The sequence below is a fragment of the Microbacterium paludicola genome, from assembly GCF_015235415.1.
Lineage (GTDB): Bacteria > Actinomycetota > Actinomycetes > Actinomycetales > Microbacteriaceae > Microbacterium > Microbacterium paludicola.
On sequence record NZ_JADGLL010000002.1, the window covers coordinates 29,437 to 45,620 of the forward strand.

13 protein-coding genes are annotated in these 16,184 nt (G+C 71.2%); 7 read left to right on the plus strand and 6 right to left on the minus strand.

The window, feature by feature from the left end:
- The first annotated feature begins 10 nt into the window (after positions 1–10).
- Positions 11–1,132, plus strand: a complete 1,122-nt coding sequence (locus tag IR155_RS01285) for an FUSC family protein (protein WP_194210269.1) — start codon at positions 11–13, stop codon at positions 1,130–1,132.
- Positions 1,133–1,141: 9 nt separating this feature from the next.
- Here IR155_RS01285 and IR155_RS01290 read toward each other — a convergent pair whose 3' ends face one another.
- On the minus strand, positions 1,142–1,960 hold the full coding sequence (locus IR155_RS01290) for a class I SAM-dependent methyltransferase (protein ID WP_135112389.1): 819 nt from the start codon (positions 1,958–1,960) through the stop codon (positions 1,142–1,144).
- 81 nt (positions 1,961–2,041) lie between these two features.
- Here IR155_RS01290 and IR155_RS01295 point away from each other — a divergent pair, with 81 nt between their 5' ends.
- Positions 2,042–2,785: a phosphoglyceromutase gene (locus tag IR155_RS01295; protein ID WP_135112391.1), complete on the plus strand. Its 744-nt coding sequence runs from the start codon at positions 2,042–2,044 to the stop codon at positions 2,783–2,785.
- 176 nt (positions 2,786–2,961) lie between these two features.
- On the opposite strand, the gene IR155_RS01300 is transcribed toward IR155_RS01295, so the two are convergent.
- Together IR155_RS01300 and phoU are read right to left on the minus strand one after the other, a co-directional pair.
- A complete protein-coding gene (locus IR155_RS01300; protein ID WP_135112393.1) occupies positions 2,962–5,640 on the minus strand; it encodes a carboxypeptidase regulatory-like domain-containing protein in 2,679 nt (892 codons plus the stop codon).
- Between the two features lie 191 nt (positions 5,641–5,831).
- Positions 5,832–6,512 (minus strand): phosphate signaling complex protein PhoU, encoded by a 681-nt coding sequence (phoU, locus tag IR155_RS01305; RefSeq protein WP_135112395.1) that lies wholly within the window; start codon positions 6,510–6,512, stop codon positions 5,832–5,834.
- A 181-nt stretch (positions 6,513–6,693) separates the two neighbouring features.
- Here phoU and IR155_RS01310 point away from each other — a divergent pair, with 181 nt between their 5' ends.
- Both IR155_RS01310 and IR155_RS01315 read left to right on the plus strand, forming a co-directional pair.
- Positions 6,694–7,899 (plus strand): sensor histidine kinase, encoded by a 1,206-nt coding sequence (locus tag IR155_RS01310; RefSeq protein WP_135112397.1) that lies wholly within the window; start codon positions 6,694–6,696, stop codon positions 7,897–7,899.
- Complete coding sequence (locus IR155_RS01315; RefSeq protein WP_135112399.1) at positions 7,896–8,579, plus strand: response regulator transcription factor; 684 nt, start codon at positions 7,896–7,898, stop codon at positions 8,577–8,579. Before IR155_RS01310 ends, IR155_RS01315 begins: the two co-directional genes overlap by 4 nt.
- 235 nt (positions 8,580–8,814) lie before the next feature.
- On the opposite strand, the gene IR155_RS01320 is transcribed toward IR155_RS01315, so the two are convergent.
- Complete coding sequence (locus IR155_RS01320) at positions 8,815–9,354, minus strand: DNA modification methylase (RefSeq protein WP_194210270.1); 540 nt, start codon at positions 9,352–9,354, stop codon at positions 8,815–8,817.
- Positions 9,355–9,566: 212 nt separating this feature from the next.
- On the opposite strand from IR155_RS01320, the gene IR155_RS01325 reads away from it, so the two are divergent.
- The 3 genes from IR155_RS01325 to IR155_RS01335 all read left to right on the plus strand — a co-directional run bounded on the left by IR155_RS01325 (position 9,567) and on the right by IR155_RS01335 (position 14,643).
- Positions 9,567–10,049, plus strand: a complete 483-nt coding sequence (locus tag IR155_RS01325; RefSeq protein WP_135112401.1) for a CarD family transcriptional regulator — start codon at positions 9,567–9,569, stop codon at positions 10,047–10,049.
- 79 nt (positions 10,050–10,128) lie between these two features.
- Entirely contained in the window at positions 10,129–11,325 is a 1,197-nt protein-coding gene (gene ispD, locus IR155_RS01330) for a 2-C-methyl-D-erythritol 4-phosphate cytidylyltransferase (protein ID WP_409366528.1), read from the plus strand.
- Positions 11,326–11,454: 129 nt separating this feature from the next.
- Positions 11,455–14,643: an endo-1,4-beta-xylanase gene (locus IR155_RS01335; RefSeq protein WP_167760680.1), complete on the plus strand. Its 3,189-nt coding sequence runs from the start codon at positions 11,455–11,457 to the stop codon at positions 14,641–14,643.
- Positions 14,644–14,741: 98 nt separating this feature from the next.
- Here the strand turns inward: IR155_RS01335 and IR155_RS01340 are convergent, their stop codons facing one another.
- Positions 14,742–15,197 (minus strand): GNAT family N-acetyltransferase, encoded by a 456-nt coding sequence (locus IR155_RS01340; protein WP_135112407.1) that lies wholly within the window; start codon positions 15,195–15,197, stop codon positions 14,742–14,744.
- Between the two features lies 1 nt (position 15,198).
- Positions 15,199–16,122 carry a DMT family transporter gene (locus tag IR155_RS01345; protein WP_135112408.1) on the minus strand — a complete coding sequence of 308 codons (924 nt, stop codon included), beginning with the start codon at positions 16,120–16,122 and terminating at the stop codon, positions 15,199–15,201.
- Between the last annotated feature and the right edge of the window lie 62 nt (positions 16,123–16,184).

The window sequence follows — 16,184 nt, forward strand, 5'->3', positions numbered from 1 at the left end:
GACGGGCCGGATGTCCGACCCGCAGCGGGACCAGCCCTCGACCGACACGGTCGCCGTGCCGGTCACGTGGCGCACGCGCTTCTCGCCGCGCCCCGGGCTCGCGCGCGTGCGCGGATCCTGGATCGCCGTGGCGCAGATCGTCGTCGCCGCGACGGGCGCATTCCTGATCGGCCGATACCTGCTCGGGCACGAGACGCCGATGATCGCCGCGACCGTGTCGATCTCGAGCCTCGGCCTCGCGCGCGATGCCCGCCCACGCCAGGTCGCCGAGACGGTCGTGGGGATGCTGACGGGAATCCTGCTGTCCGAGGCGCTGCGCCTCGGCGTCGGCAGCGGCTGGTGGCAGCTCGCGATCACGCTGAGCGTGACCATGCTGGTGGCGCGGTTCCTGTCTCCGTCGCCGGCCTTCGCGATCGCCGCGGCGATCCAGGCGGCGATCGCGATGATCCTGCCGGTGGCGCCGGTGCCGTTCACACGGCTTCTCGACGGGGTCATCGGCGGAGTCCTGGCGGTCGTCGTGACCGCGCTGCTGCCGCGGAACCCGGCCGCCGCCGCCCTCCGCGACGCGCGGGCGTTCTTCGCCGGCTTCGACGCGGCCGCGGCCCGGCTCGTCACAGGCGCGCGACGCGGCGACCGCCTGCGCGCCGAGCGCGGGCTCGAGAAGGCCCGCGGGCTGCAGCCGGCGCTGGATGCGTGGCGCACCTCGCTCGAGTCGGGACTGTCGATCGCGCGCATCTCGCCCTTCCTGCGCGGGCGGCGCGCGGAGCTCGACCGGCAGGCGCGCATCCTTCACGCGATGGATCTCGCCATGCGCAACCTCCGCGTCGTCGGCCGCCGCATCGTGTACGTCGTCGAGGACCGGCAGCCGCGAACGGTGCCCGGCGAGGTGCTCGCCGAGATCGCGCGCGCGGCGACGCTCGTCGGCGCCTCGCTCGACGACATCGCGCAGGAGCCGATCGCGCGCGAGAGCCTGCTCGCGATCGCGCGCCGGCTCGACCCGGCCGCCATGCTTCCCGGTGAGTCGCTCGGAGAGCAGGCGCTGCTGTCGTCCCTGCGACCGCTCGTGGTGGATCTGCTCGTCGCGACGGGGATGCCGCCGGCCGAGGCGCGCGCGGCGATCCCGCGGATCTGACGGGGCCCGTCAGGCCGGCCGCACCACGTCCCAGGGGACCGTGAGCTCGCCGAGGCGCCATCGGCTGCGGGAACCGAGCACGGGGGTCCCGGATGCCCGCAGCGCGGCGACGGCCGCCATCCAACGCTGGGTCGGCCCGAAGGGGGCGAGGGCCGCGGCGCGCTCCCACTCCCTGTCGAGCGCGGCGAGGAGGTCATGGATGCGCTCGCCGGGCACATTGCGATGGATGAGCGCCTTCGGCAGCCGCTCGGCCACAACGCTCGGCCACTCGAGATCGGCGAGGCGCAGCGAGATCGTGAGCCGCGCGGGGGAGCCGTCGGCGGACACGTCGATCCAGCTGCACACGCGGCCGATCTCGTCGCACGTACCCTCCACGAGCACGCCCCCGGGCGCGAGGCGGGCGGTCATCCGGTTCCAGGCTCCCGGCACATCCTGCTCGTCGTACTGGCGCAGCACGTTGAACGCCCGGATCACGGCGGGGCGCCGACCGCCGGGAACGGGTACCTCGAAGCCGCCGCGTGCGAAGGAGACGCGGGCGTCGGCGGCGAACACCGTCTCGCCGCGCCGGGTCGCATCGATCTGCGCGGTGGCGCGCGCGACGCGCTCCGGGTCGATCTCGAGCCCGAGCAGCTCGACGTCGCCGCGCACGCGGCGAAGGCGCGCCTCCAGTTCGAGCGTCGTGACCCCGTTCGCGCCGTAGCCGAGGTCGACGACGAGCGGATCCGACGCCCGTCGGAGCTCCGCGAGGTGCGCGATCCAGCGGTCGACGCGTCGCAGCCGGTTTGTTCCCGTCGTGCCGCGCGTAGGGCGACCCTCGGGCTTCGGCATGACTCCATTCTCGCCTGCCCGGCACAGGCGAGGCGGAAGCCGCCGAGGCGGGGCGTGCCTCCCGCTCGCTAGGCTGGAGCCATGGCACACACCCTGATCCTGCTGCGACACGGCCAGAGCGAGTGGAACGAGCTCAACCTCTTCACCGGATGGGTCGACGTCCGGCTCACCGAACTGGGCCGCGCCGAGGCACAGCGCGGCGGCGAGCTGATGAAGGAGCAGGGAGTGCTCCCCGACATCGTCCACACGTCGGTGCTCAGCCGCGCCATCCAGACGGCGAACATCGCGCTCGACCACGCCGACCGGCTGTGGATCCCCGTCAAGCGCTCGTGGCGCCTCAACGAGCGTCACTACGGCGCCCTGCAGGGCAAGGACAAGGCCCAGACCCTGGCCGAGTTCGGCGAGGAGAAGTTCATGGAGTGGCGTCGCTCGTTCGACGTGCCGCCGCCCGTGATCGACCCCGCCGACGAGTACGCGCAGACGGACGACCCCCGTTACGTCGGCATCGACGGCGAGATCCCCGGCACCGAGTCGCTGAAGATCGTGATCGACCGGATGCTTCCGTACTGGGAGGGGGAGATCGTCCCCGACCTGAAGGCGGGAAAGACCGTGATCGTCGTCGCGCACGGAAACTCGCTGCGCGGTCTGGTCAAGCACCTCGAGGGGATCAGCGACGACGACATCGCCGCGCTGAACATCCCGACCGGCATCCCGCTCGTCTACGAGCTCGACGACGACATGAAGCCGACCGGCGCCAGCCGCTACCTCGACCCCGAGGCCGCTGCCGCCGGCGCCGCCGCGGTCGCCTCCCAGGGCAAGAAGTAACGCCGCCGCCCTCGCTCGCAAGGGCGCCGCTTGCGGCCCCGCAGCGTGCGTGACGAATGAAAAGAGAAGCGCCGCCCGGATCATCCGGGCGGCGCTTCTCTTTTGGGTGAGAAAGGCCCACAACGGCGAAGCCCCGCCCGGCGCGATGCCGGGCGGGGCTCCGTCGTCTCAGTGGATCAGACCCGCGTCGCGAGCTGGCGGCGCTTGTTGTACGCGACCACCAGGAGCACGATGCCGGCTGCGAGGACCAGGCCACCGAGCGACGCGTACAGCAGCGTTCCCTCGGCACCCGTGGCGGCGAGGCCGCCCGACAGCACGACCGTGATGTCGGCGGCGGCCGAGAAGCCCGAACCGGTCGCCACGATCTGGTGCGCACCGGCGGTGGCATCGCTCGGAATCGTCACCACGGCGGTGATGGTCCCGTCGGCGGACGCCGTGACCGTGTCGAGCACGACCGGCGTCGAGTGCATCTCGACGCGGACGTCCTCACCGGGGACGAAGCCGGCACCGGTGACGGTGATCCGCTCGCCCGGCGAGACGATGTTGTCGCTCACCGTGACGCCCGGCTCCGGGCCCTCGGCCACGGGGTCGGTCGGCTCGGTCGGGGCGGGCGTCTCGCTCGGGGCGGGCGTCTGGCTCGGAGCGGGCGTCTCGCTGGGCGCCGGCGTGGCCGGAACGCCGAGCTCGAAGCCGAGCTTCACGGGCGTGCCCGCGGCGAAGGTGACGACCTGGGCCGCGTCGAGCGAGGCTGCCTCGTTGTAGAACTCGGGCGTGTACGGGAAGTCGGTGAAGCCCTCGCCGTACTGCTCGTTGAGCTCCTCCCACGTGGTCTGCTGCTCACCGCAGTAGACGCTGTTCACGAGCGCCTCGTAGTACGCGTGCGCACTGCCGACGCCGATCTTGTACTCGCCGGCCGGGAAGGAGAGGTCCTTCCAGATCTGCGGGCTCGCGGCGTTGGTCTCCTCGTCGAGGAACAGGGGCTCCTCGTCGTAGACCTGCCACGCGCCGTCGACGTTCGCGTACACCGTGACCAGGACGGCCTTGCCCGTAGGTGCGCCCTCGGCCGCCCACACGTGGGCCTCGAAGGCCGGGTTCTCCTGGAGCGCGACGTCGATCGTCTCGTCGCCGTCGACCGTGAACGGAGCCGTGATCGCCGAGTTGTGCTGCGTGTCCGTCGAGGAGCTGGCTCGGATCTCGTACGAGCCGGCGGGAACGCCGGTCAGGCTGTACTTGCCGTCTGCGCCGATCTCGACGCCGTTGCCGAACGAGTCGAGCCACGAGCGCGAGTCATCCGCCGAGTAGACGGTGACCGACGAGTACTCGCTGCCCTCGACGAGGTTCGACACCGTGCCGCTGATGCGGTGGCCGCCGGTCTGCAGCGCGATCCCCGCGCCGTCGACCGTCTGCTCGGAGGCGACGCTGACCGTGGCGGCCTCGTCGACCCAGGCGCCGCCGTGCCATGCCGGGATGAAGCCGTCGACGCCCTCGGCGCGGACGATCCAGTCGCCGGCGTCGACCAGCAGCGTGTACTGGCCCTCGGCATCGGTGGTGGCGTAACGCGCGTCGTAGCACTGGGGGATGTTGGTGCGGTCGATGTCCGCGCGGTACGCGACGACGGATGCGCCCTCGATCGGGGCACCGTCGGGGCCGGTCACGACGCCCATGATGCGCTCCTCGAGCACAAGCTCGAAGTTCTTCTCGATCGACTCGGTGAGCGTCACCGTCTGCGACTCGACGGCCACCCAGGGCTGCTCGAGGTCGTATGTCGTCAGGTAGAGCTCGTACTCCTCGGCCGAGAGGCCCTGGATCTTGTACGTGCCGTCCTCGGCCGTGGCGCCGTCGTTCACGGCGTAGCCCCAGGCCTTGCTGTCCTCGCCCGTCGGGCTGACGCGGACGTCGACGCCCGCGATGGGGTCGCCCGTGGTCTTGTGCGTGACCTTGCCGGTGACCGTGATGCCGGCGTCGAGCGTGATGTTCGCTCCGGTCTTCGCCTCGGTCTCGACGGTGATCTCGGTGCTGGTCGGCACGTACGCCGGGTTGTCGGCCTTCAGCGTGTAGGTGCCGGCCGGGATGCCGCCGTACTCGCCGGTGGTCCAGGTGCCGTCTTCCTCGGCGTAGGCCGAGTCGACCTCGGTGCCCTTGGAGTCGACGAACGTCAGCGAGGTCGATCCGGCCTCGTAGGCGACGGCGCCCGAGGGGTCGAGCACCTTGCCGCTGACGGCGTACAGGCGCGGGATCTCGAACGTGACGGCGTCATCGGCGCCCGACACGGTGAAGGGGAGCGTCGTGTCGACGTAGCCGCTGCCACCGAGCTCGACCGAGTACTCGCCCTTGGGCAGCTCGGTCGTGAATGTGCCGTCCTCGGCGATGTCGAGGTACGCGTCGAGCTCGCCGCCATCGGCGGTCTTCAGCGTTCCGTACACCCCGGCTGCGGCGGTGCCGTCGTCGCCGACGATCTTGCCGCTGAGCGTGTACGTGGGCTTCAGGGCGAAGTCCTGCGTGGAGTCGCCCGCGACCGTGACCGCCTTCTCGGCGTCGGCGTAGGGCGTCGCGCTGTCGTACGGGCCCGACGCGCTCACGGTGTAGGCGCCCGCGGGCACCGACTCGAGCGTGTAGGTGCCGTCGGCCGCGGTGGTCGCCGACTCGTAGACCGAGTAGTCGTCGTTGGTGACCGTGACGCTCGCGCCCTGGAGAGCGGCGCCGCTGTCGGCATCCGTGACGGTTCCGCTGATGACGCCGGCGCCGGCGGTGGCGGCGGTGGCGGGCAGGGCCGCGAGGCCGGTCACGCCCAGCGCGATGACCGCGGCGGTCGCGAGCGCGAGCAGCCTGCTGCGTAGTGAACGCACATGTGACATTGGTGGATTTCCCCCTGATGGTTCGGATGGCGCTGTGAACAGGCGCACCGTGAACCCTCATATCGGTATCGGACGTGTCGCCGCCAGTTCTTATCCAGACGGATGAATAACTCCCCGGGGAGTCGGCGGGGAGTGCATGAAGAAAGCGCCGCCCGGAGTATCCGGGCGGCGCTTTTCGGTGTCTGCGCGGGTCAGGCCGTGGGCTCCACGGGGACGACGCCGTGCTCGAGGCCGGTCCAGTCGCCGGTGCCGAGGTAGATCATCTTCTTGGCGATCGAGACCGCGTGGTCGGCGAAGCGCTCGTGGTAGCGGCTCGCGAGCGTCGCGTCGACGGTGGCGCCGGCCTCGCCCTGCCAGCTGTCGCTGAGCACCTTCTCGAACACGCTGGCGTGCAGCTCGTCGATGTCGTCGTCGCTGTTGCGGATGTGGTCGGCGATCGCGAGATCCTGCGTGCGCAGCAGCTCGGTGAGCGAGCGTGCGACCTGCACGTCGAGCTCGCCCATGCGCGTGAAGGTGCCCTTCAGACCCTTCGGGATCGCGCGGTCGGGGTAGCGCGTGCGGGCGAGCTGGGCGATGTGCTCGGCCATGTCGCCCATGCGCTCGAGCGAGGCGCTCACGCGCAGCGCCGTGACAACGATGCGCAGGTCGCGGGCGACCGGCTGCTGCATCGCGAGGATCTCGATGGCGAGCTCGTCGAGGGCGAGGGCGCGCTCGTCGATCAGGCGGTCATCGGCGATGACCTCCTCGGCCAGAGCGACATCGCCGGAGCCGAATGCCCTGGTCGCCTTGTCGATGGCGATCGTGACGAGGTCGGAGATCTCGACGAGGCGGGACTGTACGTCCTCAAGAGACTGGTGGAAGACTTCGCGCATCGTGGACCTTTCGTCTGTGTCGCGGGGCGTTCCCGGGGCGGCAGCCGCCGAGCACGGTCTCTGCGATTCTCGTGAGCGCCGGTTAATGAGCGGGGCCGCAATGGTGAACAGTCGGCGACGCGCCCTCGTCGTGGCGCGGAGCCGGACGACTCGGTGTTCGCCATGACTTTACTCTGGTGACATGGACTCCACGCAGCTTGCGCTGCTCGCTCTGCTTCTGGGAGCGATCATCGGGGTCGGCGCGTCGCTTCTCACGCTCATCGCGCTGCGGGCCCGCGAGCGGGCAGCCCGTGAGGCGTCAGAGGCGGTGCCGGCCGGGATCACCGCTGTGCTCGACGCCATGGACGACCCCGCCGCGGTCGTCGACACCTCCGGTCAGGTGATCGCGATCTCGCCGACGGCTCCCTGGCTCGGGATCGAGAAGGACGCCCCTCTCGAGCACACGGGCCTGCGCGATCTTGTGCGCGCGGCGCGGGGCGGGACCACGGAGACGGCCAACCTGCGCCTGCTGCGTGGGGGGATGTCGTCCGAATCGCGCCTCGTCGCCGCGCGCGCGACCCGCGTCAGCGAGCGCTACATCCTGCTTCTCGTCCGCGATCTGTCGGAGCAGGAGCGCCTCGAGCAGATGCGCCACGACTTCATCGCGAACACGAGTCACGAGCTGAAGACCCCGGTCGGCGCGGTCACCCTCCTGGCGGAGGCGATCGAGCTGGCGGCCGACGACCCCGCCCAGGTGCGCGCGTTCACCGCGCGGCTGTCCGCTGAGGCGGATCGGCTGGGCCGGCTCACGGGCCGCATCATGAACCTCTCCCGCCTGCAGGCGGCCGAGGAGCTCACCTCGGTCGGCGACGTCGCGATCGACGAGGTCGTCGCATCCGCTGTCGAGGCGCACCTTGTGCAGGCGGACTCGGCGGGCGTCGAGCTCGCCCGCGGCGGAGACCGGGGACTGTACGTCCGCGGCGACGCCCAGATCCTCAAAGAGGCGATCGGCAACCTCGTCGCCAACGCCATCGCGTACTCGCCCCGGGGATCCCGTGTGGGTGTCGGCGTGCGCACCAACGGAGGCGTCGTCGAGATCGCCGTCACCGACCAGGGCATCGGCATCGCCGAGGCAGACCAGCAGCGCGTGTTCGAGCGCTTCTACCGGGCCGACCAGGCGCGCTCGCGGCGCACCGGCGGATCGGGCCTCGGACTGTCTATCGTCAAGCATGCGGTCTCGCGGCACGGGGGCGAGATCCGGCTGTGGTCGCAGCCCGACCGCGGATCCACGTTCACGGTGCGCCTGCCGCTCGCGGAGGCGCCCGTGATCGATTCCCCCGTCAAGAAGAAGAAGAAGCGCAAGCCCGCGGTCGCGGGCGCTCAAGCAGTCAAGAAAGGCCGCGAATGACGCGTGTGCTCCTGGTCGAGGACGAGCCCGACCTCGCCGAACCCCTCGCCTATCTGCTCCGTCGCGAAGGCTACGAGGTGGAGATCGCCGAGGACGGTCCCGCCGCGCTCGCCGCATACCGCGAGCAGGGGGCGGATCTGCTGCTGCTCGACCTGATGCTTCCCGGCATGCCGGGAACAGAGGTGTGCCGCCAGGTGCGCGCGACCTCGAACGTGCCGATCATCATGTTGACCGCGAAGGACTCCGAGGTCGACATCGTCGTGGGTCTCGAGCTGGGGGCCGACGACTACGTCACGAAGCCCTACTCGGCGCGCGAGCTGCTGGCGCGGATGCGCGCGGTGCTTCGCCGCACCGCCGACGCGGAGGCCGAGCTCGACGAGCGCGTGCTCGAGGGCGGGCGCGTGACGCTCGACGTCGACCGCCACACCGTCGCGGTCGACGGGCAGCAGATCAACATGCCGCTGAAGGAGTTCGAGCTCCTCGAGGTGCTGATGCGCAACGCCGGGCGCGTCCTTACGCGCGGGCAGCTGATCGACCGAGTGTGGGGCAGCGACTACTTCGGCGACACGAAGACGCTCGACGTGCACATCAAGCGCATCCGCTCGCGCATCGAGCAGGTGCCGAGCGAGCCGGTCATGCTCGTCACGGTGCGAGGCCTCGGCTACCGCTTCGAAGGTTAGCGCTTCTCTCTTTCTCACGCCTGCCGCATCCGCTCGGGCACCCGCTTCGCGGATGCCGCTCGCATGTGCGGACGCTGTCGCTTCGCTCCATCGGGGCGTGAGGGCAGCGCTTCGCGCTGCGGGCCGCATCCGCGGCACGCTCGCTTCGCTCGCACGCGGTGAGACGGGGACCGTGTGAAAAAGCAGGGCCGCAGGATCCGGAGATCCTGCGGCCCTTCCGCGTATGTGGGGTGGCTCAGTGGCCGCCCTCTTCGCCTTCGCTCTCGGTGTGCTCGAGGTGCGAGCAGTCGCTCTCGGCGCCGCCGGGCACCAGGTCGGCGAAGTGCTCGAGGCAGCCGTCGAACACGGGCACCTCGGCGAGGACGCCCTCGGCGTCGCCCGACTGGAAGTAGAGCGGAAGCGTCGCGCCGGGCTTCGCGTCGATGGCCGACAGCAGCACGGGGGACTCGCCGTCGGCGCCGAGGCTGACGACCTCGCCGGCGGGGACCTGCACGGTGGCGGTCTGGCCGTCCCACTCGAGGTTCAGCGTCGCCGCCTCGTCCGTCGTGTTGACGAGCGCGGCCACGAGGTTGCCCTCGGTGCCGTCGTCGTCGGCCACGACCACCGCGTTGCGGATCAGGACCGGGGCCGGGGAGCCCTCGGGGGCCGGGACGTTCACGCCGTCGGAAGGCGAGTACGGGATCGTCGTCGCCTGCTCCGTCAGTCCGGCGCACCCGGTGGTGCCGAGCAGGACGACGGCGCCGAGGGCGAGCGACGCGAGAATGCGGGAGTTCACGGAACCTCCAGGTGGTGCGGTCCCGCCGAGCTGCGGGCCCTGTCTGCCATTCTAGGGGGTCGCGACCCCCTCTCCCGATGCCTCCGACGGGGTCTGGGATGCTCGCCGCGAAGTCGCCCGGAGCCGTGTGTCGCTGCCGCCCATCGGTGGCCGCGAACCTTAGTGCATTGCTCGCTGTGGTATCCTGATAGTCGCCGAAAGGACACAATTCTATGCTTTTCGAGGTTGGCGAGACGGTCGTCTATCCCCACCACGGTGCGGCAACGATCACCGAAGTCAAGACCCGGGTAATCAAGGGTGAAGAGAAGGTCTACCTCAAGCTGAACGTCACTCAGGGTGACCTCGTCATCGAGGTTCCTGCAGAGAACGTCGACCTGGTCGGCGTGCGCGACGTCATCGGCCAGGAGGGACTGGACAAGGTCTTCGAGGTGCTGCGCGCCCCCTTCACGGAAGAGCCCACGAACTGGTCTCGTCGCTACAAGGCGAACCTGGAGAAGCTCGCCTCGGGTGACGTGATCAAGGTCAGCGAGGTCGTGCGCGACCTGTGGCGCCGCGATCAGGATCGCGGACTGTCCGCGGGTGAGAAGCGCATGCTCGCGAAGGCCCGCCAGATCCTGATCTCCGAGCTCGCGCTCGCGGAGAAGACCGACGAGGAGAAGGCCGCCACGGTCCTCGACGAGGTCCTGGCCTCGTAATCCTCTGCACAGCGCCCCGCCCATCCGGCGGGGCGCTTTCGCGTGCACGGCCATGCCGCCGCGTGGGTACGTTTGTGAGGTGACTCTCACCGCCTCGCCGCGCGTCGGCGTCATCGTCGTCGCCGCCGGATCCGGAACCCGCCTCGGACAGGATGCGCCGAAGGCCTTCGTCGGCATCGGCGGGCACACCATCCTGCGTCACGCGCTGCGGGGCGTCTTCGCGGCGCCCGAGGCCCAGGTCGTCGTCGTCGCCCCCGCCGGGCGCGAGGGTGAGGCGCTGACCGACGCGCGCGAGGCCGCCGGAGCGCGCGCGGAGCTCGTGTCGGTCGTCACCGGGGGAGCGACGCGTCAGGCGTCGGTCGCCGCGGGCCTCGCCGCGCTGTGGCCCGCCGTGCAGGTGGTGCTCGTGCACGATGCCGCTCGCGCGCTGACCCCGCCGGCGGTCTTCGAGCGCGTCGTCGATGCCGTCGACCGCACGGGATGGGGCGTCGTCCCCGCCCTGCCGGTCATCGACACGATCAAGCGGGTGGACGGCGACCGCATCGTCGAGGCCGTCGACCGCTCGCAGCTCGCAGCAGCCCAGACGCCGCAGGGATTCCGCCGCGACGTGCTCGAGACGTCGTACGCGATCGCCGCGGAGGAGTTCACGGATGACGCCGCCCTCGTCGCGGCCGCCGGTCATCGGGTCGCGATCGTGGAGGGCGACGTGCACGCGTTCAAGATCACCACTCCCGCCGACCTCGAGCGCGCGCGCTCGCTCGCCGCGCCCATTCCCGCGGTGCCGGCCGCGGCATCCGGCTCCGCTCTTCCCCGGGTGGGCGTCGGCACGGACGTTCACGCCTTCGGCGGGGACGGCGCCCTGTGGCTCGCGGGCATCGAGTGGGCGGGGGAGCCGGCACTGTCGGGACACTCGGACGGCGATGCGGTCGCACACGCGATCGTGGACGCGCTGCTCTCGGCCGCCGGGCTCGGCGACATCGGCACGCACTTCGGCACGTCGCGGCCCGAGTTCGCCGATGCCCACGCCGACGCCTTCCTCGCGCGCACCAGGGCGCTGCTCGGGGAGGCGGGCTGGACGATCGTCAACGTCGCGGTCCAGCTGCAGTCGAATCGCCCGAAGTTCGCGCCCCGTCGCGCGGAGGCCGAGGCCGTGCTGTCCGCGGCCCTGGGCGGCGCCCCCGTGTCGGTGGCGGCGACCACCACCGACGGCCTCGGGTTCACCGGCGCGGGCGAGGGCGTCCAGGCGTTCGCAGTGGCGCTCATCCAGCGCTCCTGACTCACTGTGCGGGAGAGCGCGGTCTCGCGCGGATCCGACTTGGTAACGGTCGGGTAAACCGCTTGCAACCCCCGCCCCAGGGTGAATATGGTGGCGTTGGCAACATTCCCCGCAGCGCAAAGGAGCGCCATGCGCAGGTCTCGCTTTCTCTCATCCATCGGTGCCGTCATCGGCGCCGCCGCCCTCGCCGTCACCGGACTCGCGGTCCCGGCCGCGGCCGCGGCGACCGTCGTCGAGACGATCGACTTCGACGACGGCACGACCGGCAGCTGGAGTCAATCCGGCGGCGGCGCCGGCACGCTGCAGTTCGTCGAGGCCGACACCGGTCTCGCGCTGCAGGTGACCGGCCGTGCCGACGACCACACCGGCATCCAGTCGCCGGCCGGCGCCTTCGACGCAGGAAACCGCTACACGTTCACGATGTCGGTGCGCCTCGCGGACGGCACCCCTGATGCCCAGGCACGGTTCGTCATGAAGCCCGCCTACACCTGGATCGGCAACACCCCGGTCTCCGCCGCCGCGTGGACCACCGTGACCGGCACGTACGACGTGCCCGCAGGCACCGACACCTCGCAGCTGCAGCTGTACATCGGCACCTCGGACACGGGTGCCGCGTACGACTACCTCGTCGACGACCTCGTGATCGCCGCCGAGCCGCTCGGCGACGAGCCGCCCACCGAGGGGCCGCAGCCCGGCACCGTGCTGCTCGAGGCCGACTTCGAGGACGGCCTCGACGGCTGGGCGCCGCGCGATTCGGGCTCGGGTGCACCGACCGTCGCGCTGACCGACGTCGCCCACGGGGGAGCGCAGGCGGCGCTCGTCACCGACCGCACGAGCCAGGGTTCGGGCATCGGCCGCGACGTGACCGAGCACATGCAGGCCGGCGTGACGTATCAGCTGGACGCGGCGGTGCGCTTCGCCGACGGGCAGCCTGTCGACGAAGTGTGGCTGAGCCTTGCCCGCACCGTCGACGGATCCACGTCCTACTCGACGCTCGCGCAGTTCGACGGCGTCACGAACAGCGGTTGGACACAGGTGTCGGCGACGTTCCAGGGCGGCGACGCCGATGCGGCGCTGCTGTACTTCGAGACGAACTACAACGGCACCAACACCAGCGACCTCCTCATCGACGACATCGTGCTGAAGGTCCCGGATCCGGCGGTGATCGAGGATCTTCCGCCGCTCTCCGGAACGCTGGAGTACCCCATGGGCGTCGCGATCGACTCGCGCGAGACGACGGGGCCCGCGGCCGAGCTGCTGCTTCGTCACTTCACGCAGATCACGGGCGAGAACCACATGAAGCCCGAGGCCTGGTACGACGCGGAGCGCAACTTCCGCGTGCATCCCGAGGCCGCCGCGCTGATGGACTTCGCCCAGCAGAACGACCTCGACCTGTACGGCCACGTGCTCGTGTGGCACAGCCAGACGCCGGCGTGGTTCTTCCAGGACGAGGCCGGGCAGCCGCTCGCCGCGGACGAGGCCGGCAAGCAGGCGCTGCGCGATCGGCTGCGCACGCACATCTTCGCCGTCGCCGAGAGCCTCAGCGACACGTGGGGAGCGTTCGGATCGGACACGAATCCGCTCACGGCGTTCGACGTCGTCAACGAGGTGGTCTCGGACAGTGGCGAGTACGCCGACGGCCTGCGCCGCAGCGAGTGGTACCGCATCCTGGGCGAGGAGTTCATCGACCTCGCCTTCCGCTACGCCGACGAGGCGTTCAACCAGGTGCACGCCGCCGAAGGCGCCGAGCACCCGGTGACGCTGTTCATCAACGACTACAACACCGAGCAGGACGGCAAGCAGGATCGCTACGCGGCCCTGGTGCAGCGACTGCTCGACCGGGGCGTCCCCATCGACGGCGTCGGCCACCAGTTCCACGTGAGCCTGGCGATGCCGGTGTCGGCGCTCGCCGCAGCCCTCGACCGGTTCGAGGGACTCGGGCTCGAGCAGATCGTCACGGAGTTCGACGTCACGACCGGCACTCCCGTGACCGAGGCGCTGCTCATCGAGCAGGGCTACTACTTCCGGGACGCGTTCGAGGTCTTCCGCGCGCACGATCTGTTCTCTGTGACGGTGTGGGGGCTCACCGACGGCCGCAGCTGGCGGTCGTCGAGCGGTGCACCGCTGCTCTTCGATGACGCGCTGCAGGCGAAGCCCGCCTACTACGGTGCGGCCGGAGCCGAGCTGCCCGACCGCCTGCGCCGGGCCGACGTGTTCGGAGGCGCGGCCCCGGCCGATCCCGCATCCGAGGAGTGGCGGCGCCTGCCGATGCAGCAGCTCGACGGCGGCGGGGCCTTCCAGGCCCGCTGGACCCCCGGCACCCTCGCGGTGCTGGTGGACGTGCCGGGCGGCAACGCGGGCACAACGGTCGATCTGCAGCTGGAGGACGCGGTCTACACCGTGCGCGGAGACGGCACGGGTGACGTCCCGGTGACCGCGCAGGTCACGGCCGAGGGCGTGCGCCTCGCGGCGCAGCTGCCACTGGGGGACGCCGGCGAGGGCGACACCGTCGACTTCGACGTGCGCGTGGCGGGCGGGGGCGCCTGGAACTCGCCCGGCGCCATCGGCACGCTGTCGCTCATCGAGACGCTCGCGTACCTGGAGGTCGCAGAGACCGCCGCGGCCCCCGTCATCGACGGTGCGGTGGACGCGGCGCTGTGGGACGCGGCGAAAGCCGTGACCACCGACGTCCAGGTCGAGGGCTCCGGCGGTGCCACCGCGACGGTGCGCACCCTGTGGCGCGAGAACACGCTCTACGTGCTGGCGGAGGTCGCCGACGCGCAGATCGACGTCTCGGGCAGCGACCCGTGGGTGCAGGACTCCGTCGAGATCTACGTCGATCCGGGCAACGCCAAGAACGGCGCGTATCGCTACGACGACATGCAGGTGCGGATCAGCGCGCAGAACGTGGTCTCGTTCGGCACCGGCGACGTCGCATTCCAGCAGGGCCGGGTGACGTCCGCGACGTCCACCGTCGAGGGCGGCTACGTCGTCGAGGCGGCCATCTCGCTGCTCGAGTACGGCGGCGAGGGGACGTTCCACGGCCTTGACTTCCAGGTCAACGACGCTGCTGCGGGCGCGCGTACGGGCATCCGGAACTGGGCGGATCCGACGGGCGCGGGCTACCAGAGCACGTCGCATTGGGGCGTCGGTCAGCTCGTCGCGGCGTCCGAGGAGCCCTGCGAGAAGCCGGGCAAGGGGAAGGGGAACCCCGACAAGCCGTGCAAGCCGGAGAAGCCCGGGAAGCCCGGGAAGCCCGACAAGCCGGGCAAGCCCGGCAAGCCGGAGAAGCCGGGCGCGGCGGGCTCCGGGGCGTGATCCGCAGCTGATCGCCTGACACACGGATGCGGGCCGTCGACCTCAGGGGCGACGGCCCGCACCCTTGCGAACGGAGCGCGCGGAGCGGCTCGACGGCCTTACAGCGCGCGCGTCATGAAGGTCGACAGCGGATCGTCGATGTATCCCCCGAACGGCCCGCACTCGACGAATCCCTCGCTCGCGTAGAGGGCCCTGGCGGGAACGAAGCCGTCGTCGCTGCCCGTCTCGAGCCAGAGCGACGTCAGCCCGCGGCCCCGTGCGTCGGCGATGATCCGGCGCAGCAGAGCGCGGGCGACGCCCCGCCCGAGGTACTCGTCGGCGGTGCGGAAGGACTTCAGCTCACCGCGCTCGGCGTCGAGCTGCGTGAGCGCGGCGACGCCCGCCACGCGGCCGTCGAGCCACGCGCTCCACACCGTGATGCCGGGGTCGCGCAGCGCGTCGATGTCGAGGGCGTGCACGCTCTCGGCCGGGGTCTGCGCATGCATCTGCGCGTGGTGATGCGCGATCAGCGCGCGGGTGTCCGCTCCCGACAGGTCGTCGATCCGGATGTCCATGTCAGCCCTCCACGGCGAACGGCTCGGGGGCGCGGCGCGTGCGCGAGCCCCAGGCGAGCAGGATGAGGCCGGCGCCGAGCACCACCAGCCCGATCGTCGGCAGCAGGGCGAGGTGCTCGCCCAGCACCGCGAGCCCCAGGACGCTCGCCGTCAGCGGCTCGCCGAGCGTGAGCGTGGCGGCGGTGGCGGCCTTCAGCCCACCGAGCCCCCACGTGAACAGCGCGTAGGCGACGGTGATGGTCGCGAGCCCCAGCCACAGGCCCATCACGAGACCGCGCGGATCCGCCATCCAGGAGACATCCGTGAACGGCAGGGCGACGAGCGCGATCGCGGCGGCCCCGCCTCCCATCGCCCCGACGACAGTGAACGGATGCCAGCCCGCGTCGAGCAGGCGGCGCTGGGCGACGGCGATCACCGCGAAGGAGGCCCCCGCGCCGAAGGACCCGACGAGTCCGGCGGGATCCGCCGATCCGCCCGCGCCGCCGCCGAAGCCGAGCAGGGCGACGCCCGTGGTGGACAGCGCCGTGGCGCTGAGCCACAGCGACCCCGGACGGGTGCGGGTGAGGGCCCACTCGAGCAGCCCGGCCAGCACGGGGGCGGAACCGAGGGCGATCACCGTGCTGACGGCGACGCCGTTCGTCGAGGTGCCGAGGAAGAACAGCGGCTGATACACGAACAGGCACACCGCGGTGAGCGCCATCAGTCCGAGGGGCACGGCGGTCAGGCGAGGCCGCTCCGATGCCGGCCCACGCCGCCTCCGCAGCCACGCCGCCCCGGCGGTGAGCAGCGCGAGCGCCGTGCCGCCGATCAGCAGGCGCATCACCCCCACCGCGAACGGGGTCGTCCCCTCCGGGCCCAGGGCCTGAGAGGTGCCGGTCGTGCCGAACAGCAGGGCTGCGGCGAGGACGGCGATCACAAAACCCACCAGGCATTCCTATCGCATCCCCGGCCCGCCTCGGTGCCGCACCGCTCTCTTGTCACACCAGG